Source organism: Comamonas sp. 23 (assembly GCF_049601575.1).
GTDB classification, from domain to species: Bacteria; Pseudomonadota; Gammaproteobacteria; order Burkholderiales; family Burkholderiaceae_C; genus Comamonas; species Comamonas squillarum.
In genome coordinates, this window is the sequence record NZ_CP187127.1 from 3,991,296 (window position 1) to 4,014,465 (window position 23,170).

Consider the following 23,170-nt stretch of genomic DNA (forward strand, 5'->3'; position numbering starts at 1 on the left):
CTTAGATCTTGTGTTGGTCAGAGTAAGGAACCATGGCCAGGAAGCGAGCGCGCTTGATGGCAGTGTTCAGCTGACGTTGGTAGATGGCGCGGGTGCCGGTCAGACGTGCGGGAATGATCTTGCCGTTTTCAGCAACGAAGTCACGCAGGGTGTCGACATCCTTGTAGTCGATTTCTTCGACGCCAGCCACGGTGAAGCGGCAGAAACGCTTGCGCTTGAACAGCAGCGACTGGGTGTTGCGCTTTGGGCGCTTGTCTTTGTTGAATTTCTTGAACGTGGCCATTTTCGGACCTCTCAATAAGTATCTTGTTGAATATCCTGGATGTGCAGAACCAGCGATTTGCTGTTGCGCGGTGTGGCCAAAAAGCCCTGGAATGTCCAGGTGCTCCCTACAGCCTGCCGAGCGATTCGCTCTGCCAGTGCACCAAAGGCAATCGCCTTGAGCACGGCATTGACTTGTCGGGGTTGGTCTGCTTCGGTCTGGGTGGAGCGGTGCTCCAGCACAACATCTACAGCAGGTAGCCCAGCCGGCGTGTATCGCAAAATCTTGATTTCAGCGATGACGGCGGTGACAAGTACGCGGTTCTCCACCTCCTGTGTGATTAACGCTCTGCAGCGGCGTGCTCAGCCTGGTTGGCCTTGCGCGCTTCTTCGCGTTCCACGGTCTTCATCATGGCCGAAGGAGCGGTGTCAGCCTTCTTCTTCTGCACAGTCAGTTGGCGCAGCACAGCGTCGTTGAACTTGAACGCGTGTTCCAGTTCAGCCATCACAGCCTGGTCGGCTTCGATATTCAGGCACAGATAGTGGGCCTTGGCCAGCTTGTTGATCATGTAGGCCAGTTGACGGCGGCCCCAGTCTTCAACGCGGTGGATCTTACCGCCGCCGGCGGTAATCATGCCTTTGTAACGCTCCAGCATAGCTGGAACTTGTTCGCTCTGATCGGGGTGGATCAGCAGCACGATCTCATAGTGACGCATGCAAACTCCTTGTGGATTGCGCCACCCGCTAGTGCACTTGATTGCAAATACAGCGCGGTGTGGCAAGGGAAACCAACGATTATACAAACCAATTCAAAAACCGTCAAACATGGTTTATAAACACGGGCCGCTGCAGACGCCTCGGCGTGCATCTTCCCAAGCGGAAATGCCAAATAAGCCCCTTGAAAAGCAAGGAAATGCCCCCAGGTGCGGCGACAAGAGTCCTTTTTGTTAACGAAATACGAACAGCACCATGTCAGACAACCTCCACCCCGAAGGCCAAAACCCCATGTCCGCCGAAGAGCTGGAAGCCGCTGCCGCTGCCAACCAGTCGCAACTGGAAGCAGAGCTGGCGGAGTTGAAGGCCAAGAATGCCGAGCTCGCCGACCAGTACCTGCGCGCCAAGGCAGAAGTTGAAAACGCGCGCCGCCGCGCCGATGACGAAGTGGCCAAGGCCCGCAAGTTCGGCGTCGAGAGCTTTGCCGAGAGCCTGCTGCCGGTGATCGACAGCCTCGATGCCGCGCTGGCGATCCAGAACGCCAGCCCCGAGCAACTGCGCGAAGGCTCGGACGCCACCTTGCGCCAGCTCGTCTCCGCACTGGAGCGCAACAAGGTGGTCGCGATCAACCCGGCTGCCGGCGACAAGTTCGACCCCCACCACCACCAGGCGATCTCGGCCGTGCCTGCGGCGCAGGACCCCAATACCGTGGTCGCCGTGCTGCAAAAGGGCTATGCCATTGCCGAGCGCGTGCTGCGCCCGGCGCTGGTGACCGTTGCGGCACCACAATAAAACGCAGCTCCCGGCTTTTTTGCGCTGCGCACTTGAACAACGGCCAAAAAGCCACAGATAACAGTCAATCAGGGCGGCTGAGCCGCCCCAACAAATACAGGAGTAGAGAAATGGGAAAGATTATCGGTATTGATTTGGGCACGACCAACAGCTGCGTGGCCGTGATGGAAGGCAACACCACCCGCGTGATCGAAAACAGCGAAGGTGCACGCACCACGCCTTCGATCGTTGCATACCAGGAAGACGGCGAAATCCTGGTGGGCGCTTCTGCCAAGCGCCAGGCCGTCACCAATCCCAAGAACACGATCTACGCTGCCAAGCGCCTGATCGGCCGCAAGTTTGACGAGAAGGAAGTGCAAAAGGACATCGACCTGATGCCTTTCCAGATCGTCAAGGCTGACAACGGCGACGCCTGGGTGCAAGTGCGTGACCAGAAGCTGGCCCCGCCACAGATCTCCGCAGAAGTGCTGCGCAAGATGAAGAAGACCGCCGAGGACTTCCTGGGCGAGCCCGTGACCGAAGCGGTGATCACCGTGCCTGCGTACTTCAACGACGCACAGCGCCAGGCCACCAAGGACGCTGGCCGTATCGCCGGTCTGGAAGTCAAGCGCATCATCAACGAACCGACCGCTGCAGCCCTGGCCTTCGGCCTGGACAAGGGCGGCAAGGGTGACCGCAAGATCGCCGTGTATGACCTGGGCGGCGGCACCTTTGACGTGTCCATCATCGAAATTGCCGATGTGGACGGCGAAAAGCAGTTCGAAGTGCTGTCGACCAATGGCGACACCTTCCTGGGCGGCGAAGACTTCGACCAACGCGTGATCGAATACATCATTGCCGAGTTCAAGAAAGAGCAAGGCGTGGACCTGTCCAAGGATGTGCTGGCGCTGCAACGCCTCAAGGAAGCGGCTGAAAAGGCCAAGATCGAGCTGTCGAGCTCGGCAGCGACCGACATCAACCTGCCTTACATCACCGCTGACGCTTCGGGCCCCAAACACCTGAACATCAAGCTCACCCGCGCCAAGCTCGAGAGCCTGGTCGACGAGCTGATCGAGCGCACCATCGCCCCTTGCCGCACCGCGATCAAGGACGCAGGCATCGCTGTGTCCGACATCGACGACGTGATTCTGGTGGGCGGCATGAGCCGTATGCCCAAGGTGCAAGAGAAGGTCAAGGAATTCTTCGGCAAGGACCCACGCAAGGACGTGAACCCTGACGAAGCCGTGGCCGTGGGCGCTGCCGTGCAAGGCCAGGTGCTGGGCGGTGATCGCTCCGACGTGCTGCTGCTGGATGTGACGCCTCTGTCCCTGGGTATCGAAACCCTGGGCGGCGTGATGACCAAGATGATCACGAAGAACACCACGATCCCGACCAAGTTCGCGCAGACCTACTCGACCGCCGAGGACAACCAGCCTGCCGTGACCATCAAGGTGTTCCAGGGTGAGCGTGAAATCGCCAGCGCCAACAAGCTGCTGGGCGAGTTCAACCTCGAAGGCATTCCAGCCGCACCCCGTGGCACGCCACAGATCGAGGTGACCTTCGACATCGATGCCAACGGTATCTTGAACGTCTCTGCCAAGGACAAGGGCACCGGCAAGGAAAACAAGATCACCATCAAGGCCAGCTCCGGTCTGTCCGAGGACGAGATCCAGAAGATGGTCAAGGACGCCGAGCTGAACGCTGCCGACGACAAGAAGAAGCTCGAGCTGGTGCAGGCCCGCAACCAAGGCGAAGCCGCTGTCCACAGCGTCAAGAAGAGCCTGGGCGAGCATGGCGACAAGCTCGATGCCGCTGAGAAGTCGGCCATCGACAGCGCGGTCCAAGCGCTGGAAGAAGCACTGAAGACCGAGGACAAGGACGCGATCGAAGCCAAGACTACGGCCTTGATGACCGCCAGCCAGAAGCTGGGCGAGAAGGTGTATGCCGACGCCCAGGCTGCACAGGCCGGAGCCGCCGGTGCAGCAGCTGGCGCGGCCGGCGCTGCGGCAGCCGATGACAATGTCGTCGACGCCGAAGTCAAGGAAGTCAAGAAGGACTAATCGCCTTCTGACAGGCTTGGAGCCGACGCTACCCAGCACCCATGCCGGAGTTCGCATTGCCGCACTCCGGCATGGCTTTTCTACAGAATCGCTCTTTCTTCTGTAGCACGTAGCTCCGGTCAGAGGGCTGCAGGCCCTGTCTCCCTTTCACGCAAGCATCCAAAGGCACACGATGACATCTACTACAGCACCTGCGAGCGACGCACTGCATGTTGCAGAGCTCAGCCGTGTCAACCAGAAGATCACCGATGGCGCAGCAGACCTGCCCGCCGTCACGCTCAAGGACGGCAGCCGGGTGCAGACCGGCACCGTGGCCACCATGCTCTACAACATCGCGCTCTACAATGCCGGCGAGCGCGGCGCTGTTGAACAAGAGCTGAAGATGGCAATCCCCACCTTGTTCAAGGTGGGCTTGTTTGAGCTATTTCCACCGCAGCAATGGATTGACGGCGACAATCCCGGCCGCAGCTTTGTGGGCACCCATGCCCGGGCGTACCTGAACGCCGCTGGTTAAACCCCACAGAATTCAAGAACACCATGTCCAAACGCGATTACTACGAAGTCCTTGGCCTGAGCAAATCCGCCACGGAAGTCGAAATCAAGACGGCCTACCGCAAGATGGCCATGAAGTACCACCCCGACCGCAACCAGGGCGACAAGGCCAAGGAAGCGGAAGAGAAGTTCAAGGAGTGCAAAGAAGCCTACGAAATGCTCTCCGACAGCCAAAAGCGTGGCGCCTACGACCAGTACGGCCACGCCGGGGTCGATCCCAATATGCGCTCGGGCATGGGCGGCGAGGGCTTTGGTGGTTTTGCCGAATCGTTTGGCGACATCTTTGGCGAGATGTTTGGCGGTGGGCGCCGTGGCGGCGGTGGCCCCCAGGTCTACCGGGGCAACGACCTGTCCTACGCGATGGACATCAGCCTTGAAGAGGCAGCCGCAGGCAAGAACGCGCAGATCAAGATTCCGTCCTGGGACGAGTGCGATACCTGCCATGGCAGCGGCGCCAAGCCCGGCACCCAGGTCAAGACCTGCAGCACCTGCCACGGCAGCGGCCAGGTGCAGATGCGCCAGGGCTTTTTCGCAGTGCAGCAGACCTGCCCGCACTGCCGGGGCACCGGCAAGATCATCCCCGAGCCCTGCACCAGCTGCCACGGCCAGGGCCGCACCAAGTCGCAAAAGACCTTGGAAGTGAGCATCCCTGCCGGCATCGACGACGGCATGCGCATCCGCTCCACCGGTGACGGCGAGCCTGGCCAAAATGGCGGCCCGCCCGGCGATCTGTATATCGAGATCCGCGTGCGCAAGCATGAGGTGTTCGAGCGCGATGGCGATGACCTGCACTGCGAAGTGCCGGTCAGCATGGTCACCGCTGCCTTGGGCGGCGAGATCGAAGTGCCTACGCTCAGTGGCAAGGCTGCGATTGACATCCCCGAAGGCACCCAGACCGGCAAGCAGTTCCGCCTGCGCGGCAAGGGCATCAAGGGCGTGCGCGCCAGCTACCCTGGTGACTTGTATGTGCACATCGTCGTCGAGACCCCCGTCAAGCTCACCGAGCACCAGCGCAAGCTGCTCAAGGAACTCGATGACTCGCTGAAAAAGGGCGGCGCCAAGCACACACCCAACAACCAGTCCTGGGCCGACCGTCTGAAGAACCTGTTCACCTGATAGAAAGAAACGCCGCATCCATCCGATGCGGCGCCTCCTTCCTTCGCCAAGCCTAGCCAAGCACCAGCCTCGCTGGTGCTTTTTTCATGGCCGCTGCGCTTGTCAGTCTTGCTTTTCTGCCTGGTTTGCACGCTGCGCCCGCGCGGCGCTGCGGCGCATCCAGCGCCGGATGGCGAAGCGCAGCGGCAGCAGCACCACCAGCGCGAGCGCCAGCAGCCAGGGCAGCGACTGCGCCGCAGTCAGAATCAGCGACTGCACGCTGCGGGTCAGGCCATCCCAGCTGCGCTGCCAGGTTTGCTGCCAGGGGCTGTAGGTGCCGCTGACGATGGCGCGCGTGGGCTGGAAGCGCATCTGCACGAACTGCTTGGCGGTATCGCGCTGCAACAGCGCGCGGTGCGTGTTGGACGCATCGATCTCGGCCTGCACTTGGGAGAGCGTGTCGCGGATGGCCATCAGGTCCTGCAGGCTGCGTTTGACATTCTTCTCCAGCATCAGCGCGCGCAGGCTGTCGCGGTATTCCGTGCGGTTCTTGATTTGTGCCTCCACATCGACCACCTCATAGGTCTTGTCCTCGGTCGTGGTCTGGTGGTTGAGCACGCGGGCCCCAGCGCCCAGCGACGCGGTCAGCGCAGCAAAGTCCTGAGGGCTGACCCGCATCGCCAGCATAGCCTCGGCCGCCGACTGCGGGGTTTCGCGGCGCAGCTGCGAGCCCTCGACATAGCAGTCCAGCCGCTCGCAACGCGCCTTGACCTCCTCCCACAGCGCGGCCAGATCGGCCGCCGGCGTCTCCACCTGGATGCGGTGGCTGATCGCCAAGAAGCGCTCGCTGGGCGCGGCCGCCCCGCCCTGGCCCATGGCCATATCGGCAGCGGGCGCTGCCTCCATCGTCGCCATCTTGGCCATGGAGCGGGCGGCCATAGGCGCTACCGGCGCGGGCGCAGCCGGGATGGCCATGTGGGCCTCGGCCGTCGATGCGCTCTGCCCGGCATCTGGCGAGAAGCCGGCCAGCAGGGCCGCCACCGCGATGGCAATGGCCGCCAGGCCACCAGGACGCGCATTGAACAAGCCAACAGAAGGGGAGCGAGAAAACATGGGTGATTCCGTTTCTAGAGCATCGCTGCTTGCGATGTCTGCTCAATCGCGGTGAGACTGCCCCATGGGGTGATGCCTTTACAAAAACGAACACATTCAGCGCAGATTGGTGAAGGCCGTAGTTGGCGCAAGCTGCTACGTTTTCATGCAAATGACACATCAGCCATCGCCATCCACGATACCAAACGCGATATTTGGCGATAAAATGGCTGCTGATTTCTAAAAACACGATACCTCCCCCGCCATGAAAAGCTCAGAGCGCAGTTTTGCGCGCCGCATTGACCTGACCTCGCTCCAGCTGTTTGTGGCGGTGTGCGAGCTGGGCAGCATTGGCCGGGCGGCAGAGCGGGAGTTCATCGCGGCCTCGGCCGTCAGCAAGCGCCTGTCCGACCTGGAAACGGCCGTCGACACCCAGCTGCTGTACCGCCACAGCCGGGGTGTGACGTTAACGCCAGCGGGAGAGAGCCTGCTGCACCATGCCCGCAATGTGCTGTTCGGGCTGGAGCGCATGCAGGGCGAATTGAGCGAATACGCCGATGGCGTGCGCGGCCATGTGCGCATCCATGCCAATATTTCGGCGATCGTGCAGTTTCTGCCCGAGGACCTGGGCAGCTTTGCCCGCGCGCACAGCCAGATCAAGATCGACCTGCAGGAGCACCTCAGTGCGCAGGTGATCCAGGCCGTGCATGAAGGCACAGCTGATTTGGGCATCTGCAACCCCGATGCCGTCGCCAACACCGCCGAGCTCGATCTGCAGTCGCGCCCCTACCGCAGCGACCACCTGATGCTGGTGGTGCCGCTGGACCATGCACTGGCCCAGCGCAACAGCATCAGTTTTGAAGAAGCGCTGGAATGGGACATTGTCGGCCTGCAATCGGGCAGCAGCATCAGCCAGGCCATGCGCACCGCATCGGCCCAGCTGCGCCGGCCGCTGCGCCAGCGCATCCAGGTCACGAGCCTGGACGCCATGTGCCGCATGATCGACAACGGCCTGGGCATCGGCCTGCTGCCCGACCGCGCCTTTGCGCTGATGCATGGCGTGGGCAACCTGCGCGGCATCCGCTTGGCCGACGCCTGGGCGCAGCGCGAGCTGCGGCTGATGGCGCGTGATTTTGAGGCGCTGCCGGTCACCGCCCGCCTGCTGGTCGAGCACCTGAGCCCCCGGTCTGCCAATGAGGACCAGGCCACCGACCAGCAGGACGCGGACCTGGCCGTGCACCTGCAGACCTTTGCGCATCTTTGATATCCAGCATTTAGCCCCTTGATGAGACCCTTGACCCAAAGAGAACCACGATGACCGGACGCACCCTCTACGACAAGATTTTTGACGAGCACACCATCCACACCGAAGAGGATGGCACCGCCGTGCTGTATATCGACCGCCATCTGGTGCACGAAGTCACCAGCCCTCAGGCGTTTGAAGGTCTGCGCATGGCGGGCCGCAAGCTCTGGCGCGTGAGCTCCGTGGTCGCCACCGCCGACCACAATACCCCCACCACCGGTTGGGAACGCGGCTATGACGGCATCGAGGACCCGATCAGCAAGGAGCAGATCGTCACCTTGAATGACAACATCGGCGAATTCGGCGCCGCCGCCTTCTTCCCCTTCATGGACAAGGGCCAGGGCATCGTCCACGTGATGGGCCCCGAGCAAGGCGCCACCCTGCCCGGCATGACCGTGGTCTGCGGCGACAGCCACACCAGCACCCATGGCGCCTTTGGCGCGCTGGCCCACGGCATCGGCACCTCCGAGGTCGAGCACGTGATGGCCACGCAGACGCTGCTGGCCAAGAAGGCCAAGAACATGCTGATCAAGGTGGATGGCAAGGTGGCCCCGGGCGTGACCGCCAAGGACATCGTGCTGGCCATCATCGGCCGCATCGGCACCGCAGGCGGCACCGGCTACACCATCGAGTTTGCCGGCTCGGCCATCCGCGACCTGTCCATCGAAGGCCGCATGACGGTCTGCAATATGGCCATTGAAGCCGGCGCCCGCGCAGGGCTCGTCGCGGTGGACAGCAAGACCATCGACTACGTCAAGGGCCGCCCGCTGGCGCCTACCGGCGTCGAATGGGACCAGGCCGTCAGCTACTGGAAGACCTTGCACTCCGACGTCGATGCCAAGTTCGACACCGTGGTCACCCTGCGCGCCGAAGACATCGTTCCCCAGGTCACCTGGGGCACCAGCCCCGAGATGGTGCTGGGTGTCGATGCCACCGTGCCCGATCCGGACAAGGAAAAGGACCCGAACAAGCGCGGCGCCATCGAACGCGCGCTGACCTATATGAACCTGGAGCCAGGCAAGCCGATCAACGACATCTTCGTCGACAAGGTGTTCATCGGCAGCTGCACCAACAGCCGCATCGAAGACATGCGTGAAGCCGCTGCCGTGGTCAAGAAACTGGGCCAGAAAGTGGCCAAGAATGTGAAGCTGGCGATGGTGGTTCCGGGCTCGGGTCTGGTCAAGGCCCAGGCCGAGGCCGAGGGCCTGGACCAGATCTTCACCGCCGCCGGCTTTGAGTGGCGCGAGCCCGGATGCTCGATGTGCCTGGCGATGAACGCCGACCGCCTCGAGCCCGGTGAGCGCTGCGCATCGACCAGCAACCGCAACTTCGAAGGCCGCCAGGGCGCCGGGGGCCGCACCCATCTGGTCAGCCCCGCGATGGCTGCAGCCGCTGCCGTGCACGGCCACTTTGTGGACATCCGCCGTTTTGCATGACCCCAGGAGCTATGCGATGAAAAACCGTTTTGCCTTCTTCACCATCGCGCTCGCCGCGCTGCTGTCGGGCTGCAACACTGTCCACGGCATTGGCCAGGACGTGCAGGGGGCGGGCAACGCCATCTCGCGCGCAGCACGCTAACCCCATCCCATACACCGCTGGCCACGCTCAGCCCATGAACGTGGCCAGCCCAAAGGCTTGAACATGCAAAAATTCACCATCCACACCGGCCTCGTGGCACCCATGGACCGCGAGAACGTCGACACCGACGCCATCATCCCCAAGCAGTTCCTCAAGTCGATCAAGAAGACCGGCTTTGGCGTCAACGCCTTTGACGAATGGCGCTACCTGGACCAGCCCGGCCAGCCAGGCGTGCCCGAGTCCGCCCGCAAGCCCAACCCGGACTTTGTGCTCAACCAGCAGCGCTACCAGGGCGCCAGCATCCTGATTGCCCGCAAGAACTTTGGCTGCGGCTCCAGCCGCGAGCACGCGCCCTGGGCGCTGGACCAGTTTGGCTTCCGCGCCATTCTCGCCCCCAGCTTTGCCGATATCTTCTTCAACAACTGCTTCAAGAACGGCCTGCTGCCCATCGTGCTGCCCGAGGCCACGATCGACATGCTGTTCAACGAAGTCGCGGTGCATCCCGGCTACAACCTGACCATCGACCTGGACCAGCAGGTCATCCTGCGCCCCGGTGGCGAAACCATCCCTTTCGATGTGATCGCCTTTCGCAAGTACTGCCTGCTCAACGGCTTTGATGACATTGGCTTGACGCTGCGCCACAAGGACAAGATCCAGGCCTATGAAGCCAACCGCCTGGCCACCAAGCCCTGGCTGGCACACAGCCTGGTGCAAGCCTAGGCCTGAGCGCCGCGCGCATCCCTTTCACGCCATCCCCGCTGCGCCCCCCCGGGCGCAGCCCTGCCATCCTGACTGAGAAAAAACCATGAAAATCGCTGTATTGCCCGGAGACGGCATTGGTCCAGAAATCGTTGCAGAAGCCGTGAAGGTGCTCGACGCCCTGAAGCTCGACCTGCACCTGCAAAGCGCACCTGTCGGTGGCGCCGCCTATGAGGCCTCCGGCCACCCGCTGCCACCCGCCACGCTGGAGCTTGCCAAGGCATCGGACGCGATCCTGTTTGGCGCCGTGGGCGACTGGAAGTACGACACGCTCGAGCGCGCGCTGCGCCCCGAGCAGGCGATCCTGGGCCTGCGCAAGGCGCTGGGCCTGTTTGCCAACTTCCGCCCCGCGATCTGCTACAAGGAGCTGACCCACGCCTCCAGCTTGAAGCCCGAGCTGGTGTCCGGCCTCGACATCCTGATCATCCGCGAGCTGACCGGCGATATCTATTTCGGCCAGCCGCGCGGCCGCCGCAGCGCACCGGACGGTCACTTCCCCGGCGCCGAAGAAGCCTTCGACACGATGCGCTACACCCGCCCCGAGATCGAGCGCATCGGCCATGTCGCCTTTCAGGCCGCGCAAAAGCGCAGCAAGCGCGTGACCAGCGTGGACAAGGCCAATGTCCTGGAAACCTTCCAGCTGTGGAAGGACGTGATGACCGACGTGGGCAAGCAGTACCCTGATGTGCAGTTGGACCACATGTATGTGGACAACGCCGCGATGCAGCTGGTCAAGGAACCCAAGCGTTTTGACGTGGTCGTCACCGGCAATATGTTTGGCGACATCCTGAGCGACGAAGCCTCGATGCTGACCGGCTCGATCGGCATGCTGCCCTCGGCCAGCCTCAACGACAAGAAGCAAGGCCTGTACGAACCCAGCCACGGCTCGGCACCGGACATCGCCGGCAAGGGTGTTGCCAACCCGCTGGCCACCATCCTGTCTGCGGCGATGATGCTGCGCTTTAGCCTGGGCCAGGAAGCCGCTGCCCAGAAGATCGAAGCGGCTGTGCAAAAGGTGCTGGCCCAGGGCCTGCGCACGCCAGACATCTACAGCGAAGGCACGACCAAGGTCGGCACCCAGCAAATGGGCGACGCCGTGGTGGCCGCTCTGTAAGCAACCGTCTTCACAAGGCCTCTCCAAGAGCGACCTGCGGGTCGCTTTTTTTGTGCCTGCAGAACAATGAAGCGCTTCGACAACGCATGTAGCCACCCCGTTTCAACACCAAAACGACGACAGAAGCACGGCACGCTTTCGACTTTAGTCATTTCGACGAAATAAAATACCATAAATGGTCGAAAAATAGTTTTTAATGTCGTATATGCATGCGCTTCGATGCGCCAGCACTCGAAATTTATAAAAATTTCTGCACAGGTTTTAAAATTTGGCGCTAGAATAGCTTCCTATGTCTGCGCACTGCCCTATTTCTTGGCTGAACCCCATCACCCCCATTGAGGCGGGTATGGCTGCGCGCGCATACACATTCACAACCACCACGAAGATTACCGGCTGATCCAGCCTGGTTCGTCGTGCGCCTCCCCCTGGCCGACGAGCCAGGCCCTCAGCCCCACGTGGTATTTCCTTTAGGTACACAAGGGCGTTTTATGAGCAAGCAATTGGTAGGTTTGGTGGGCTGGCGCGGCATGGTCGGCTCGGTGTTGATGGACCGCATGCAGGCAGAAGGTGACTTCGCGCTGATCGAGCCGGTGTTTTTCTCGACCTCCAACGCAGGCGGCAAGGCCCCGGCGATGGCGACCGTGCACACCCAGCTCAAGGATGCCAATGACATTGCCGAGCTGTCCAAGTGCGACATCATCATCACCTGCCAAGGCGGCGACTACACCAAGGAAGTCTTCCCCCAGATCCGCGCTGCCGGCTGGAATGGCCACTGGATCGATGCCGCCTCTTCGCTGCGCATGCAAGACGATGCCGTCATCGTGCTCGACCCGGTCAATGACGCACTGATCCAGCGCAAGCTGGCCGCTGGCGGCAAGAACTGGATTGGCGGCAACTGCACCAACTCCATCTTGCTGATGGGCCTGTCGGGCCTATTCAACGCCGGTCTGGTCGAATGGGTCTCGTCGATGACCTACCAGGCCGCGTCCGGCGGCGGCGCCAACCACATGCGCGAACTGCTCAAGGGCATGGGCGTGGTGCACGCTGCCGTTGCCGATGAGCTGGCCACGCCCGCATCGGCCATTTTGGAGATCGACCGCAAGGTGGCCCAAACCATCCGCAGCGATGTGCCCACCGAATTCTTTGGCGCCCCCTTGGCCGGCGGCCTGATCCCCTGGATCGATGCCCAGCTGGACAACGGCCAGTCCAAGGAAGAGTGGAAGGGCCAGGCCGAGGTCAACAAGATCCTGGGCACCGATGCCACCATCCCCGTCGACGGCCTGTGCGTGCGCATTGGCGCGATGCGCTGCCACAGCCTGGCGCTGACCCTGAAGCTCAACAAGGACCTGCCGCTGGCCGAGATCGAAGCACTGATCAAGGGCGGCAACGACTGGGTCAAGTGGGTGCCCAACGAGCGCGCCGTGACCGTCCAGGAACTGACCCCGGCTGCCGTGACCGGTGGCCTGGAAGTGGCCGTCGGCCGTGTGCGCAAGCTGAACATGGGTCCCGAGTACGTCTCGGCCTTCGTGATCGGTGACCAGCTGCTGTGGGGCGCTGCCGAGCCACTGCGCCGCATGCTGCGTATCCTGCTGGCCGCTTGATGCCCGCCTGATTCGTCAGCAGCCCAACCATCCCACCTTCCGGATCTGCTCCCAGCAGCTGGAAGGTGTTTTTCATAGTGCGTTGGCGCAGGCCTCAGGCACGGCGCTGCTCGGCGCCCGCCTTCTGGAGAGTTGCTCCGGAACAACAATCGAACAGGCCGGAGCGAGCCCAAGCACCCTATCAAATGAGATGCCCATTCCTTAACTTGTCACCCCAACACATTACTGTTAAGGTTCTTTTTACTGATAATTACCGATTTCGCGTCTTAGGGGGAGGGCTTTCTCATGGGTACAAAAACAACCCCGCGCGCTTCTACTATTCAATCAAATAGCACTATGCATCGCTGGAAAATCACTGCGCTTGCCGCCGCCATGGCAGCCTTTGGCCTGTACACAGGGGAAGCATCAGCGCTCGCGCTGGGCAAGATCAATGTGAAATCCGCGCTGGGCGAGCCCCTGCGCGCGGAAATCGAAGTTCCGCAGATCACCGACGCCGAGGCCGATACCTTGCAGGTCAAGACGGCCTCGTCGGCCGTCTTCCGCACCCAGGGCATGGACTACTCGGGCACGGCCAGCGCCGTGCGCGCCCAGCTGCAGCGCCGCGCCAATGGCACAGCCGTGATCGTGCTGACCACGCAGCGGCCGGTCAACGACCCCTTTGTCGACTATGTGATCGACGCCAACTGGAATTCCGGCCAGGTCGTACGCAGCTACACCATGCTGTTCGACCCGCCCAACCTGCGCAAGCCCGAACCCGCCGTAACGGTGGCCCCACAGCTGAGCGCAGCCGCCGCCCCAGCAGCGCGCCCACCGGCGCCACCTGTGCGCGTGATCGAAGAACCCCTGGCATCGGCCACGCCAGCGCCTGCCCCGGCCACCCGCAGTGCTGCAGCACCACGCCCTGCACCAGCACCACGCGCCAACATTCCGCCCAGCGCCAGCAACAACAGCGGTGGCGACACCGTGCGCACCCAACGGGGTGACACGCTGGGCCGCATCGCCGCGCAGAACAAGCCCGCTGATATCTCGCTCGACCAGATGCTCATCGCCGTGGTGCAGAGCAACCCGCACGCCTTTGTCGGTGGCAACGTCAACCGCATGAAGGCAGGTGTCACGCTGACCATGCCGACGGCCGAGCAGGCCCGCGCGGTATCGCCCCGCCAGGCGCGCCAGATGGTGGCCGCACAAAGCCGCGACTTCAACAGCTACCGCAGCCAGCTCGCGGCCAAGGCCGCGCCCGCCCAGATCGCCACCGATACGCGCGCTGCCAGCGGCAAGGTCGAGGCCTCGGTGGACGACAAGAAGCCCCAGAGCGTGGCACCGGACCAGCTCAAGCTGAGCAAGGAAGCGGCCAAGGGCACGAAGTCGGCCGAAGCCAGCGTCGCCAGCGCCCAGCAGGCCAATGCGGCCCAGGAGCGCAGCTCCGAGCTGAACAAGAACATCGAAGAGCTCAACAAGCTCAAGCAAGCCGCTGCGGGCACCGCAGCCTCGGCGACATCCGCAGGCGTCCCGGCAGACGCCAAGCCTGCCGCTACGGCCACCGTTGCTGCCACGGGCAATGGGCCTGCAGCCACTGCACCTGGTGCTACGCCGGCGCCTGCTGCAGGCACGACTGCACCTGCTGCACCCGCAACGCCTGCGGCAACGGCCCCAGCACCGGCAGCAGCCCCCGCTACCGCGCCCGCCGCAGCGCCTGCTGCTGGCACCGGTGACACCGCTGCGCCTGCAGCAGCGCCCGCTCCTGACCCGGCACCCAAACCCAAGCCCACTCCAGCTCCCGCGCCGGTCGAAGAGCCCAGCTTTGTCGATGAGCTGCTGGGCAACCCTCTGATGCCCGTGGCTGGCGGCCTGGCCATCCTCGCGCTGCTCGGCGGCCTGTGGTACCGCAACAAAAAACGCAACGAAGGCGTCAACGCCGCGACCGACTCGGTGCTCGAGAGCAGCCTGGCCCAGGACTCGTTCTTTGGCGCCAGCGGTGGCCAGCACATCGACACCTCGGTGAGCGCGATGACCACCGGCAACTCCTCGCTGGCCTACACCCCCAGCCAGCTCGATGCCGGAGATGTCGATCCGGTGGCCGAAGCCGATGTCTACCTGGCCTACGGCCGTGACCTGCAGGCCGAGGAAATCCTCAAGGAAGCGCTGCGCACCAGCCCAACCCGCAGCGCGCTCCATGCCAAGCTGGCCGAGATCTACGCCAAGCGCAAGGACCGCCTGGCGCTGGAGAGCATCGCCAAGGATGCCCGCCAGCTGACCGGTGGCACCGGCCCCGACTGGTTGCGCATCGCCGCGCTGGGCCAGGAGCTGGACGCGGCCAACCCGATCTACCAGAACAGCACCGCTGCGGTGCCTTCTGCGGCCGAGATCGCCACGCCTGCCGCGCTGGCCGCCGCCGCCGCTGCTGCGCGCGCCGAGCCGATTCCATTCGAGAACACGCTACCGCCCACGACGATGGCGGCCTCCAGCCCTGCCAGCGCATTCAGCCCCTCCACCGGTCTGGATTTCGCGATGAGCAGCCAGCTGACCGAGACCCCGGATGCCGCCTCGCAGTTCCAGGCACCGGCAGCGCCTGCTGCCCCGGTAGCCGCGCCAGCTGCGCCGGCCGCTGATGCGGGCCTGGCTTTTGAAGCGCTGGCGCCTGCCGCAGGCAAGCCTGCGCTGTCAATGGAAGACTTTGACCGCCAGCTGGCCGAAGCGCTGAGCATTCCGTCCGAGCTCTCGCCCAGTGCCAGCCACAGCGCCGCGCAGAGCCTGGAGACCCAGCCTGGCTCGCTAGACTTCCAGTTGAGCGACTTCGACAGCCAAAGCACGGCGCAGATGCCCATTGGCGACAAGAGCATGCCGACGATGGACTTTGACATGACCTCGCTGTCGCTGGACCTGCCCAGCAGCGGCGAGCCCGACCACACCCATCCGGTCACCCTGGCCGATGACATGGCCGGTCTGGAGATCGATGACAGCGATCCGCTGGCCACCAAGCTGACCCTGGCCCAGGAATTCCTGGCCATCGGCGACAAGGAAGGCGCGCGCTCGCTGGCCGAAGAAGTCATGGCCGAGTCGTCCAGCGCCACGGTCAAGGCCCAGGCCCAGCGCCTGCTGGACCAAAGCCGCTGACCCGCAGCCGCTCCTTGGCACCAGCCCCGCTCTGCGGGGCTTTTTCATGGCCGGGTGGGCCGGCAGCCTTATGATGGCGCCATGCGAATCGCCCTGGGCATCACCTACAACGGACAGGCCTACCAGGGCTGGCAAAGCCAGCCCAGCGGCAACACTGTCCAAGACCATCTAGAAGCGGCGCTGAGCCGCTTTGCCGCCTCCCCCCTCTCCACCATTTGCGCTGGCCGCACCGATGCCGGTGTGCACGGCCTCATGCAGGTGGTGCATTTCGACGCCCCTGTCGAGCGCAGCGAGGCCTCCTGGGTGCGTGGCACCAACACCTTCTTGCCCAAGGATATAGCCGTGCAATGGGCGCGCAACGTGCCCAATGCCTTCCACAGCCGCGCCTGCGCTACATCCCGCCGCTATGGCTATGCCTTGCTGCAGTCGCCGGTGCGCCCCAGCGTGGAGCATGGCAGGGTCGGCTGGGTGTTCCAGCCGCTGGATCTGCAGGCCATGGAGCGCGCGGTGCAGTATCTGCTGGGCGAGCATGATTTCTCCTCGTTCCGCGCCGCCGGCTGCCAGGCCAAGTCGCCCGTCAAGACCTTGTATGCGATCAATATTGGCCGCAGCGCCCAGCGCGCCAGTGCCTCGCGCGATGGCGTGCCGTCCTGCTACTGGCGCTTTGATTTCCAGGGCAGCGCCTTCCTGCACCACATGATCCGCAACATCATGGGCTGCCTGGTCGTGATTGGCCAGGGCACCAAGCCGCCAGAATGGATGCAAGAGGTGCTCGACGCGCGCAGCCGCGAGACCGCCGCCCCCACCTTCTCGCCCGATGGCCTGTACTTTCTGGGCCCGCAGTACGATGCGCACTGGGGCCTGCCCAGCGAGGCCATATCGTTTGACTGGTTTGCCTGAACAAGGAGCTCCATTGACCGCCATGCAAGCAACTGCGGGCCGCACCCGCATCAAGATCTGTGGCCTGACCCGCGAACAGGATGTGGACGCGGCCGTGGCCGCCGGCGCCGATGCCATCGGCTTTGTGCTCTACCCCGCCAGCCCCCGGGCCGTGACCGCCGAGCGCGCCGCTGAGCTGGCTCGCCGCCTGCCCGCCTTCGTCACCCCCGTGCTGCTGTTTGTCAACGAGACCCCGGCCCAGGTAATGGCTGCCTGCGCCCGCGTGCCCGGCGCCATCGCCCAGTTCCATGGCGACGAGAGCCCGGAGCAATGCCTGGCGTCGACGGGCGGCGGCGAGCGCAGCTTTTTGCGCGCCGCACGCATACCCCTTGGCGACGCTGCGGTGCAGTTCGACCTCGTAGAATATGCCCATCGATATTCACACGCCAAGGCCATCCTGCTCGACGCCCATGTCGAGGGGTTCGGCGGCGGCGGCAAAGCATTCAATTGGTCACTGCTTCCAACAAACGTAGCCTCTCATCTCGTTTTGTCTGGTGGACTCACGCCTGCAAACGTGACCGATGGCATTGTGCAAGTCAGACCGCGCTGCATCTCGCTCGCGGTGGATGTGAGCTCCGGCGTTGAGATGACTGGTGCCGATGGCAAACCCATCAAGGGCACCAAGGACGCCGAAAAAATCCAACAGTTTGTCGCTGCCGTGCGTGCCGCTGACACACTACTTGCCAAGAATCCCTTCCATGTTTGAATACCAGCAACCCGATACCGCGGGCCATTTCGGCCCCTATGGCGGCAGCTTTGCCAGCGAAACCCTCACCCACGCCCTGGTCGAGCTGCGCGAGACCTATGACAAGTACCAGAACGATCCGGAGTTCCTGCGTGAATTCCAGTACGAGCTGGCCCACTATGTCGGCCGCCCCTCGCCCGTCTACCACGCAGCGCGCATGTCGCGCGAGATGGGTGGCGCGCAGATCTACCTCAAGCGCGAGGACCTCAACCACACCGGCGCCCACAAGATCAACAATGTGATCGGCCAGGCCATGCTCGCCAAGCGCATGGGCAAGCCGCGCATCATTGCCGAGACCGGCGCCGGCCAGCACGGCGTGGCGACGGCCACCATCTGCGCCCGCTATGGCCTCGAATGCGTGGTCTACATGGGCAGCGAAGACGTGCGCCGCCAAAGCCCGAACGTCTACCGCATGAAGCTCTTGGGCGCCACCGTGGTGCCGGTCGAGTCGGGCAGCAAGACCTTGAAGGACGCTCTCAACGAAGCGATGCGCGACTGGGTGGCCAATGTGGACAACACCTTCTACATCATCGGCACCGTCGCTGGCCCCCACCCCTACCCGATGATGGTGCGCGATTTCCAGAGCGTGATCGGCAACGAGTGCCTGACCCAGATGCCGGCGCTGTTCAAGGAACAGAACATGGCTGCCGAGCAGCCCGATGCCGTGATCGCCTGCGTGGGTGGCGGCAGCAACGCGATGGGCATCTTCTACCCCTATATCCCCTATGAGAACACGCGCCTGATCGGCGTGGAAGCGGCCGGTGAAGGCCTGGACAGCGGCAAGCACTCGGCGTCGCTGCAGCGCGGCTCGTCTGGCGTGCTGCATGGCAACCGCACCTTCATCCTGCAGGACGACAACGGCCAGATCACCGAAACCCATTCGATCAGTGCAGGTCTCGACTATCCCGGCGTGGGCCCCGAGCACGCCTGGTTGCAGGAAATCGGCCGCGCCCAGTATGTCGGCATCACCGACCAGGAGGCGCTTGACGCCTTCCACTACCTGTGCCATACCGAGGGCATCATCCCGGCGCTGGAGTCGAGCCATGCGGTGGCCTATGCGATGAAGCTGGCCAAGACCATGCGCGCCGACCAGTCCATCCTCGTGAGCCTGTCAGGCCGGGGCGACAAGGACATTGGCACCGTGGCCGACCTCTCGGGCGTCGACTTTTACGCCCAACCCTCCAGCCGCGGCGTGGCCGTCAAGGGAAACTACACCAAATGAGCCGTATCGCCGCAACTTTTGACCAGCTGAAACTGGCCGGCCGCAAGGCCTTGATTCCCTATGTCACTGCCGGCTTTCCGTTTGCCGACATCACGCCTGCGCTGATGCATGGCATGGTCGATGCCGGCGCCAATGTGATCGAGCTGGGCGTGCCCTTCTCGGACCCGATGGCCGATGGCATCGTCATCCAGAAGGCCGGAGAAAAAGCCCTGTCGCTGGGCATCGGCATGAAGCAGGTGCTGGCCATGGTGGCCGAGTTCCGCGTCAAGGACAACACCACCCCTGTGGTGCTGATGGGCTACGCCAACCCGGTCGAGCGCTATGACCAGCTGCATGGCAAGGGCGCCTTTGTGCGCGATGCCGCTGCCGCCGGAGTCGATGGCCTGCTGGTGGTAGACTACCCGCCCGAAGAATGCGAAGCCTTTGCGGCCGATCTGCGTGCGCATGGCATGGACCTCATCTTCCTGCTGGCGCCCACCTCCACGCAAGAGCGCATGCAGCAGGTGGCGCGCGTGGCCAGTGGCTATGTGTACTACGTCTCGCTCAAGGGCGTCACCGGTGCGGGCACGCTCGATACCGGCGCCGTCGAGGCGATGCTGCCGCTGATCCGCCAGCATGTGCACATCCCTGTGGGCGTGGGCTTTGGCATTCGCGATGCGCAGACGGCCCAGGCCATCGGCAAGGTGGCCGATGCCGTGGTGATCGGCACCCGCATCATCCAGCTGATCGAAAACCAGCCGCACGAGAAAGTCGTGGCGCTGGTCTCCGATTTTTTGCGTGGCATCCGCAAGGCGCTTGACGCATAATGCGCCTCCTGGGCTGCGCCGTGCGCAGCCCCTTGAGTGCGAGAGCAAAGGAAAACAACCATGTCCTGGCTAGAGAAACTGTTACCCGCCAAGATCCAGCACACCGACCCGGCCGAGCGTCGCCAGATGCCCGAAGGTCTGTGGATCAAGTGCCCTGCATGCGAAGCCGTGCTGTACAAGGCCGACCTGGAGCACAACTTCAATGTCTGCCCCAAGTGCAGCCACCACCACCGCATGTCGGCGCGCGCGCGCCTGAACCAGTTCCTCGACGCCGAAGGCCGCTACGAGATTGGCCAGGAAGTGCTGCCCGTCGATGCGCTGAAGTTCAAGGACAGCCGCAAGTACCCCGAGCGCCTCAAGGAAGCTCTGGAAAACACCGGCGAGACCGATGCACTGGTCGTCATGGGTGGCTCGGTCAAGAGCATCAACCTGGTGGTCGCCTGCTTCGAGTTTGAATTCATGGGCGGCTCGATGGGCTCGGTCGTTGGCGAGCGCTTTGTGCGCGGCGTTGAAACCGCCATCGAGCAAAAGGTGCCGTTTGTGTGCTTTACCGCCACCGGCGGCGCGCGCATGCAGGAGGGCCTGCTCAGCCTGATGCAGATGGCCAAGACCAATGCCGCGCTGACCCGATTTGCCAAGAAGGGCCTGCCCTACATCAGCGTGCTGACCGATCCGACGATGGGCGGCGTGTCTGCCGGTTTTGCCTTCATGGGCGATATCGTCATGGCCGAGCCCAAGGCGCTGATCGGCTTTGCCGGCCCGCGCGTGATCGAGAACACCGTGCGCGTCAAGCTGCCAGAGGGCTTCCAGCGCGCCGAGTTCCTGCAGCAAAAGGGTGGCGTGGACATGATTGTCGACCGCCGCGAGCTGCGCGACCGCATTGCCAGCAGCCTGGCCATGCTGCAGCGCCTGCCCGCTGACGCGGTGGCCTGATCGGCCCGGCGCGGCCCAGTGGCCCCGCTTGGGGCGCTAAACACCCACAAAAAAACCGCCTCTGGCGGTTTTTCTGCGTCTGGGCTCCGGCCCCACTACCGTATCACACCGCCATCAACAGGCGCGACTGCAGGTGGGCCAGCATGATGGAGATGATCTGCAAGCCCACCAGCAGCACGATGGGCGACAGATCGACCCCGCCAATGAGCGGAATGACCTTGCGCAAGGGGCGCAGCAGCGGCGCGGTGAGCTGGTGGAACACGGCATTCATCACTGCATTGCCCGAGGACAGCCAGGACAGCACGGCGTGCACCAGGGTCACCACCACCATCGTGGAGATGGCGATATTGGCCACGCCAATGGTGGCGACCACCAGCACCGACAGCAGTGATGCGAGGCCGCCCGAGACCAGCCACAGCAGCACAAACTGGACCACCTGCACCAGCCAGGCACCCAGGATGCTGGCCCAGTCGCCACCGGGCAGCCCCTTGGTGATCCTGCGCAAGGGCAGCACCATCCAGCTGGTCAGCGCCAGCACCAGCTGCCCCAGCGGGTTGTTGAAGGAGATGCGCTGGTACTGCATGTACCAGCGCAGCAGGCATGCGCCGGTCAGCAGACCGCCTGCAATATTGAGCAGCAGGGACAGGATTTGAAAAAGCATCGGTGTTTCCAGTCGGGATCGGTCCCGATTGCGCAAAATTTGCTATTGAATTTGCTATTAAAAATGAAGCTGACAGGCCCATTGCAAAGGGCTTGAAGCAGTTATTCTAGGCTCGCAGTGTGCGCCAGTGGCCGCAAATCCCCCTGGCGGCCAGGGACGAAAAGCGGTGCAGCAGTCGGACACTACGGCAATTGCCGGCAAGGGGTGCGCTAAAAATCTTAAAATGACAGGTTTTGGCCGTTTACCAGCGCAATGCTGGCCTCTTCATGTCTGAAAACCACACCACTCCCGAGACCGCGCCGGTTGCGCACGACGAAAACCAACTGATTGCCGAGCGCCGTGAAAAACTCAAAGCCCTGCGCGAAGCACAGCGCCAAGGCAAAGGTGTGGCTTTCCCCAATGACTTCAAGCCCGCCGACCGCGCTGCCGACCTGATTGCGGCCCATGCCGAAAAAGACGCCGCTGACCTGGACGCGGCTGCGCTGACCGTCAGCGTCGGCGGCCGCATGATGCTCAAGCGCGTGATGGGCAAGGCCAGCTTTGCCACCGTGCAGGATGCCACCGGCCGCATCCAGCTCTACGTCACCCGCGATGCGGTGGGCGAAGAGCTGTACGCAGATTTCAAGAAGTGGGATCTGGGCGACATCATCGGTGCCGAAGGCCAGCTGATGAAGACCAAGACCGGCGAGCTGTCGATCAAGGTGACCCAGATCCGCATGCTCACCAAGAGCCTGCGCCCCATGCCCGACAAGTTCCACGGCATGGCCGATCTGGAGCAGAAGGTGCGCCAGCGCTATGTCGACCTGATGACCGACGAAGAGGCCCGCAAGCGCTTTGTGGCCCGTTCCAAGGCGGTATCCGGCATCCGCGAGTTCATGGTCGAGCACGGCTTCCTCGAAGTGGAAACCCCCATGCTGCACCCCATCCCCGGTGGTGCCAATGCCAAGCCCTTCATCACCCACCACAATGCGCTGGACCAGGAGATGTACCTGCGCATTGCGCCTGAGCTCTACCTCAAGCGCCTGATCGTGGGCGGCTTCGAGCGCGTGTTCGAGATCAACCGCAACTTCCGCAACGAAGGGGTGTCGGTGCGCCACAACCCCGAGTTCACGATGATGGAGTTCTACGCGGCCTACTGGAACTACCGCGATCTGATGGACTACACCGAAGCACTGATCCGCGACGCGGCGATGAAGGCCGTGGGCACCCTGGAGCTGACCTATGGCGGCAAGCCGGTGGACCTGAGCAAGCCTTTCGAGCGCCTGACGATTACCGAAGCCATCGTCAAGTACACCGATGCAGGCGAGAACGTGGGCAACCGCGAATGGCTCACCAATGCCTTGAAGAAGCTGGGCATGAAGGAGGAGAAAGACAAGCTGGCTGGCCGCACGCTGGCCAGCCTGCAGGTGCTGTACTTCGAGGAAGTGGTCGAGGACAAGCTCTGGAACCCCACCTTCATCATGGAGCACCCGACCGAGATCAGCCCGCTGGCCCGCGCCAACGATGACCGCCCCGAAGTGACGGAGCGCTTTGAGCTCTACATCACCGGACGCGAGTTCGGCAACGGCTTCTCGGAGCTCAACGACGCCGAAGACCAGGCCGCGCGCTTCAACGCCCAGGTCGCTGCCAAGGATGGCGGCGATGACGAAGCCATGTATTACGACCACGACTTTGTGCGCGCCCTCGAGTACGGCATGCCCCCCACCGGCGGCTGCGGCATCGGTATCGACCGCTTCATGATGCTGCTGACCGACAGCGCCAGCATCCGCGACATCATCCTGTTCCCCGCGCTGCGCCGGGAGCAATAAGGCGCCCCGCAGGCCCCCGGCCTGCCAACTGCGCCCAGCGGC

The 23,170-nt window shown here is 63.2% G+C and carries 22 protein-coding genes; 17 read left to right on the plus strand and 5 right to left on the minus strand.

Translation table 11 applies throughout. The features are described 5' to 3' along the window. Position 1 precedes the first annotated feature (1 nt). The 3 genes from rpsR to rpsF are packed head-to-tail and all read right to left on the minus strand — an operon-like array spanning position 2 to position 977. Complete coding sequence (gene rpsR, locus ACPEE1_RS18030) at positions 2-283, minus strand: 30S ribosomal protein S18 (protein WP_021028346.1); 282 nt, start codon at positions 281-283, stop codon at positions 2-4. Between the two features lie 11 nt (positions 284-294). Then, on the minus strand, positions 295-591 hold the full coding sequence (gene priB, locus ACPEE1_RS18035) for a primosomal replication protein N (protein WP_116924776.1): 297 nt from the start codon (positions 589-591) through the stop codon (positions 295-297). A gap of 11 nt (positions 592-602) precedes the next feature. Then, positions 603-977, minus strand: coding sequence for a 30S ribosomal protein S6 (gene rpsF / locus ACPEE1_RS18040; RefSeq protein WP_021028344.1), 375 nt, complete (start codon positions 975-977; stop codon positions 603-605). Between the two features lie 253 nt (positions 978-1,230). On the opposite strand from rpsF, the gene grpE reads away from it, so the two are divergent. The 4 genes from grpE to dnaJ all read left to right on the plus strand — a co-directional run bounded on the left by grpE (position 1,231) and on the right by dnaJ (position 5,474). After that, the gene (gene grpE, locus ACPEE1_RS18045; protein WP_116924775.1) at positions 1,231-1,767 is read left to right on the plus strand and encodes a nucleotide exchange factor GrpE; all 537 of its coding nucleotides are present in this window, start codon (positions 1,231-1,233) and stop codon (positions 1,765-1,767) included. Positions 1,768-1,877: 110 nt separating this feature from the next. Then, the gene (gene dnaK, locus ACPEE1_RS18050; RefSeq protein ID WP_182345136.1) at positions 1,878-3,806 is read left to right on the plus strand and encodes a molecular chaperone DnaK; all 1,929 of its coding nucleotides are present in this window, start codon (positions 1,878-1,880) and stop codon (positions 3,804-3,806) included. 172 nt (positions 3,807-3,978) lie between these two features. Continuing rightward, a complete protein-coding gene (locus tag ACPEE1_RS18055; protein WP_116924773.1) occupies positions 3,979-4,320 on the plus strand; it encodes a DUF7709 family protein in 342 nt (113 codons plus the stop codon). Between the two features lie 23 nt (positions 4,321-4,343). After that, positions 4,344-5,474 carry a molecular chaperone DnaJ gene (gene dnaJ / locus ACPEE1_RS18060; protein WP_423934251.1) on the plus strand — a complete coding sequence of 377 codons (1,131 nt, stop codon included), beginning with the start codon at positions 4,344-4,346 and terminating at the stop codon, positions 5,472-5,474. Between the two features lie 102 nt (positions 5,475-5,576). Here the strand turns inward: dnaJ and ACPEE1_RS18065 are convergent, their stop codons facing one another. Next, the gene (locus ACPEE1_RS18065; RefSeq protein ID WP_423934253.1) at positions 5,577-6,566 is read right to left on the minus strand and encodes a DUF4349 domain-containing protein; all 990 of its coding nucleotides are present in this window, start codon (positions 6,564-6,566) and stop codon (positions 5,577-5,579) included. Positions 6,567-6,810: 244 nt separating this feature from the next. Here ACPEE1_RS18065 and ACPEE1_RS18070 point away from each other — a divergent pair, with 244 nt between their 5' ends. The 12 genes from ACPEE1_RS18070 (at position 6,811) to accD (ending at position 20,659) form a co-directional block, all read left to right on the plus strand. Next, a complete protein-coding gene (locus ACPEE1_RS18070; protein ID WP_116924771.1) occupies positions 6,811-7,809 on the plus strand; it encodes a LysR family transcriptional regulator in 999 nt (332 codons plus the stop codon). Between the two features lie 50 nt (positions 7,810-7,859). Then, positions 7,860-9,284, plus strand: a complete 1,425-nt coding sequence (leuC, locus tag ACPEE1_RS18075; RefSeq protein WP_116924770.1) for a 3-isopropylmalate dehydratase large subunit — start codon at positions 7,860-7,862, stop codon at positions 9,282-9,284. 16 nt (positions 9,285-9,300) lie between these two features. Beyond that, positions 9,301-9,426, plus strand: a complete 126-nt coding sequence (locus tag ACPEE1_RS18080; RefSeq protein WP_182345132.1) for an entericidin A/B family lipoprotein — start codon at positions 9,301-9,303, stop codon at positions 9,424-9,426. A gap of 63 nt (positions 9,427-9,489) precedes the next feature. Then, complete coding sequence (leuD, locus tag ACPEE1_RS18085) at positions 9,490-10,146, plus strand: 3-isopropylmalate dehydratase small subunit (RefSeq protein WP_423934258.1); 657 nt, start codon at positions 9,490-9,492, stop codon at positions 10,144-10,146. 85 nt (positions 10,147-10,231) lie between these two features. After that, positions 10,232-11,299 (plus strand): 3-isopropylmalate dehydrogenase, encoded by a 1,068-nt coding sequence (gene leuB / locus ACPEE1_RS18090; RefSeq protein WP_116924767.1) that lies wholly within the window; start codon positions 10,232-10,234, stop codon positions 11,297-11,299. A 488-nt stretch (positions 11,300-11,787) separates the two neighbouring features. After that, positions 11,788-12,900 carry an aspartate-semialdehyde dehydrogenase gene (gene asd, locus ACPEE1_RS18095; protein ID WP_116924766.1) on the plus strand — a complete coding sequence of 371 codons (1,113 nt, stop codon included), beginning with the start codon at positions 11,788-11,790 and terminating at the stop codon, positions 12,898-12,900. A 336-nt stretch (positions 12,901-13,236) separates the two neighbouring features. Further along, positions 13,237-16,014, plus strand: coding sequence for a FimV/HubP family polar landmark protein (locus tag ACPEE1_RS18100; RefSeq protein ID WP_423934262.1), 2,778 nt, complete (start codon positions 13,237-13,239; stop codon positions 16,012-16,014). A gap of 81 nt (positions 16,015-16,095) precedes the next feature. Continuing rightward, complete coding sequence (gene truA / locus ACPEE1_RS18105; RefSeq protein ID WP_182345130.1) at positions 16,096-16,914, plus strand: tRNA pseudouridine(38-40) synthase TruA; 819 nt, start codon at positions 16,096-16,098, stop codon at positions 16,912-16,914. A gap of 22 nt (positions 16,915-16,936) precedes the next feature. Continuing rightward, the gene (locus tag ACPEE1_RS18110) at positions 16,937-17,659 is read left to right on the plus strand and encodes a phosphoribosylanthranilate isomerase (RefSeq protein ID WP_116924921.1); all 723 of its coding nucleotides are present in this window, start codon (positions 16,937-16,939) and stop codon (positions 17,657-17,659) included. Continuing rightward, positions 17,652-18,920: a tryptophan synthase subunit beta gene (trpB, locus tag ACPEE1_RS18115; protein WP_423934264.1), complete on the plus strand. Its 1,269-nt coding sequence runs from the start codon at positions 17,652-17,654 to the stop codon at positions 18,918-18,920. The genes ACPEE1_RS18110 and trpB overlap by 8 nt, the downstream gene beginning before the upstream one ends. Then, positions 18,917-19,726: a tryptophan synthase subunit alpha gene (trpA, locus tag ACPEE1_RS18120; RefSeq protein ID WP_116924763.1), complete on the plus strand. Its 810-nt coding sequence runs from the start codon at positions 18,917-18,919 to the stop codon at positions 19,724-19,726. The genes trpB and trpA overlap by 4 nt, the downstream gene beginning before the upstream one ends. Before the next feature lie 60 nt (positions 19,727-19,786). Further along, positions 19,787-20,659: an acetyl-CoA carboxylase, carboxyltransferase subunit beta gene (gene accD / locus ACPEE1_RS18125; RefSeq protein WP_021026440.1), complete on the plus strand. Its 873-nt coding sequence runs from the start codon at positions 19,787-19,789 to the stop codon at positions 20,657-20,659. A gap of 103 nt (positions 20,660-20,762) precedes the next feature. Here the strand turns inward: accD and ACPEE1_RS18130 are convergent, their stop codons facing one another. After that, positions 20,763-21,320, minus strand: coding sequence for a YggT family protein (locus tag ACPEE1_RS18130; RefSeq protein ID WP_116924762.1), 558 nt, complete (start codon positions 21,318-21,320; stop codon positions 20,763-20,765). Positions 21,321-21,586: 266 nt separating this feature from the next. Between ACPEE1_RS18130 and lysS the strand changes: the two genes are divergently transcribed. Beyond that, positions 21,587-23,128: a lysine--tRNA ligase gene (lysS, locus tag ACPEE1_RS18135; RefSeq protein ID WP_116924920.1), complete on the plus strand. Its 1,542-nt coding sequence runs from the start codon at positions 21,587-21,589 to the stop codon at positions 23,126-23,128. The last annotated feature ends 42 nt before the right edge of the window (positions 23,129-23,170 follow it).

Bases quoted from the DNA above. Each gene is read 5' to 3' on its own strand.
- rpsR (WP_021028346.1), bottom strand. From the start codon at position 283: ATGGCCACGTTCAAGAAATTCAACAAAGACAAGCGCCCAAAGCGCAAC.
- rpsF (WP_021028344.1), bottom strand. From the start codon at position 977: ATGCGTCACTATGAGATCGTGCTGCTGATCCACCCCGATCAGAGCGAA.
- grpE (WP_116924775.1), top strand. From the start codon at position 1,231: ATGTCAGACAACCTCCACCCCGAAGGCCAAAACCCCATGTCCGCCGAA.
- dnaK (WP_182345136.1), top strand. From the start codon at position 1,878: ATGGGAAAGATTATCGGTATTGATTTGGGCACGACCAACAGCTGCGTG.
- ACPEE1_RS18055 (WP_116924773.1), top strand. From the start codon at position 3,979: ATGACATCTACTACAGCACCTGCGAGCGACGCACTGCATGTTGCAGAG.
- dnaJ (WP_423934251.1), top strand. From the start codon at position 4,344: ATGTCCAAACGCGATTACTACGAAGTCCTTGGCCTGAGCAAATCCGCC.
- ACPEE1_RS18065 (WP_423934253.1), bottom strand. From the start codon at position 6,566: ATGTTTTCTCGCTCCCCTTCTGTTGGCTTGTTCAATGCGCGTCCTGGT.
- ACPEE1_RS18070 (WP_116924771.1), top strand. From the start codon at position 6,811: ATGAAAAGCTCAGAGCGCAGTTTTGCGCGCCGCATTGACCTGACCTCG.
- leuC (WP_116924770.1), top strand. From the start codon at position 7,860: ATGACCGGACGCACCCTCTACGACAAGATTTTTGACGAGCACACCATC.
- ACPEE1_RS18080 (WP_182345132.1), top strand. From the start codon at position 9,301: ATGAAAAACCGTTTTGCCTTCTTCACCATCGCGCTCGCCGCGCTGCTG.
- leuD (WP_423934258.1), top strand. From the start codon at position 9,490: ATGCAAAAATTCACCATCCACACCGGCCTCGTGGCACCCATGGACCGC.
- leuB (WP_116924767.1), top strand. From the start codon at position 10,232: ATGAAAATCGCTGTATTGCCCGGAGACGGCATTGGTCCAGAAATCGTT.
- asd (WP_116924766.1), top strand. From the start codon at position 11,788: ATGAGCAAGCAATTGGTAGGTTTGGTGGGCTGGCGCGGCATGGTCGGC.
- ACPEE1_RS18100 (WP_423934262.1), top strand. From the start codon at position 13,237: ATGCATCGCTGGAAAATCACTGCGCTTGCCGCCGCCATGGCAGCCTTT.
- truA (WP_182345130.1), top strand. From the start codon at position 16,096: ATGCGAATCGCCCTGGGCATCACCTACAACGGACAGGCCTACCAGGGC.
- ACPEE1_RS18110 (WP_116924921.1), top strand. From the start codon at position 16,937: ATGCAAGCAACTGCGGGCCGCACCCGCATCAAGATCTGTGGCCTGACC.
- trpB (WP_423934264.1), top strand. From the start codon at position 17,652: ATGTTTGAATACCAGCAACCCGATACCGCGGGCCATTTCGGCCCCTAT.
- trpA (WP_116924763.1), top strand. From the start codon at position 18,917: ATGAGCCGTATCGCCGCAACTTTTGACCAGCTGAAACTGGCCGGCCGC.
- accD (WP_021026440.1), top strand. From the start codon at position 19,787: ATGTCCTGGCTAGAGAAACTGTTACCCGCCAAGATCCAGCACACCGAC.
- ACPEE1_RS18130 (WP_116924762.1), bottom strand. From the start codon at position 21,320: ATGCTTTTTCAAATCCTGTCCCTGCTGCTCAATATTGCAGGCGGTCTG.
- lysS (WP_116924920.1), top strand. From the start codon at position 21,587: ATGTCTGAAAACCACACCACTCCCGAGACCGCGCCGGTTGCGCACGAC.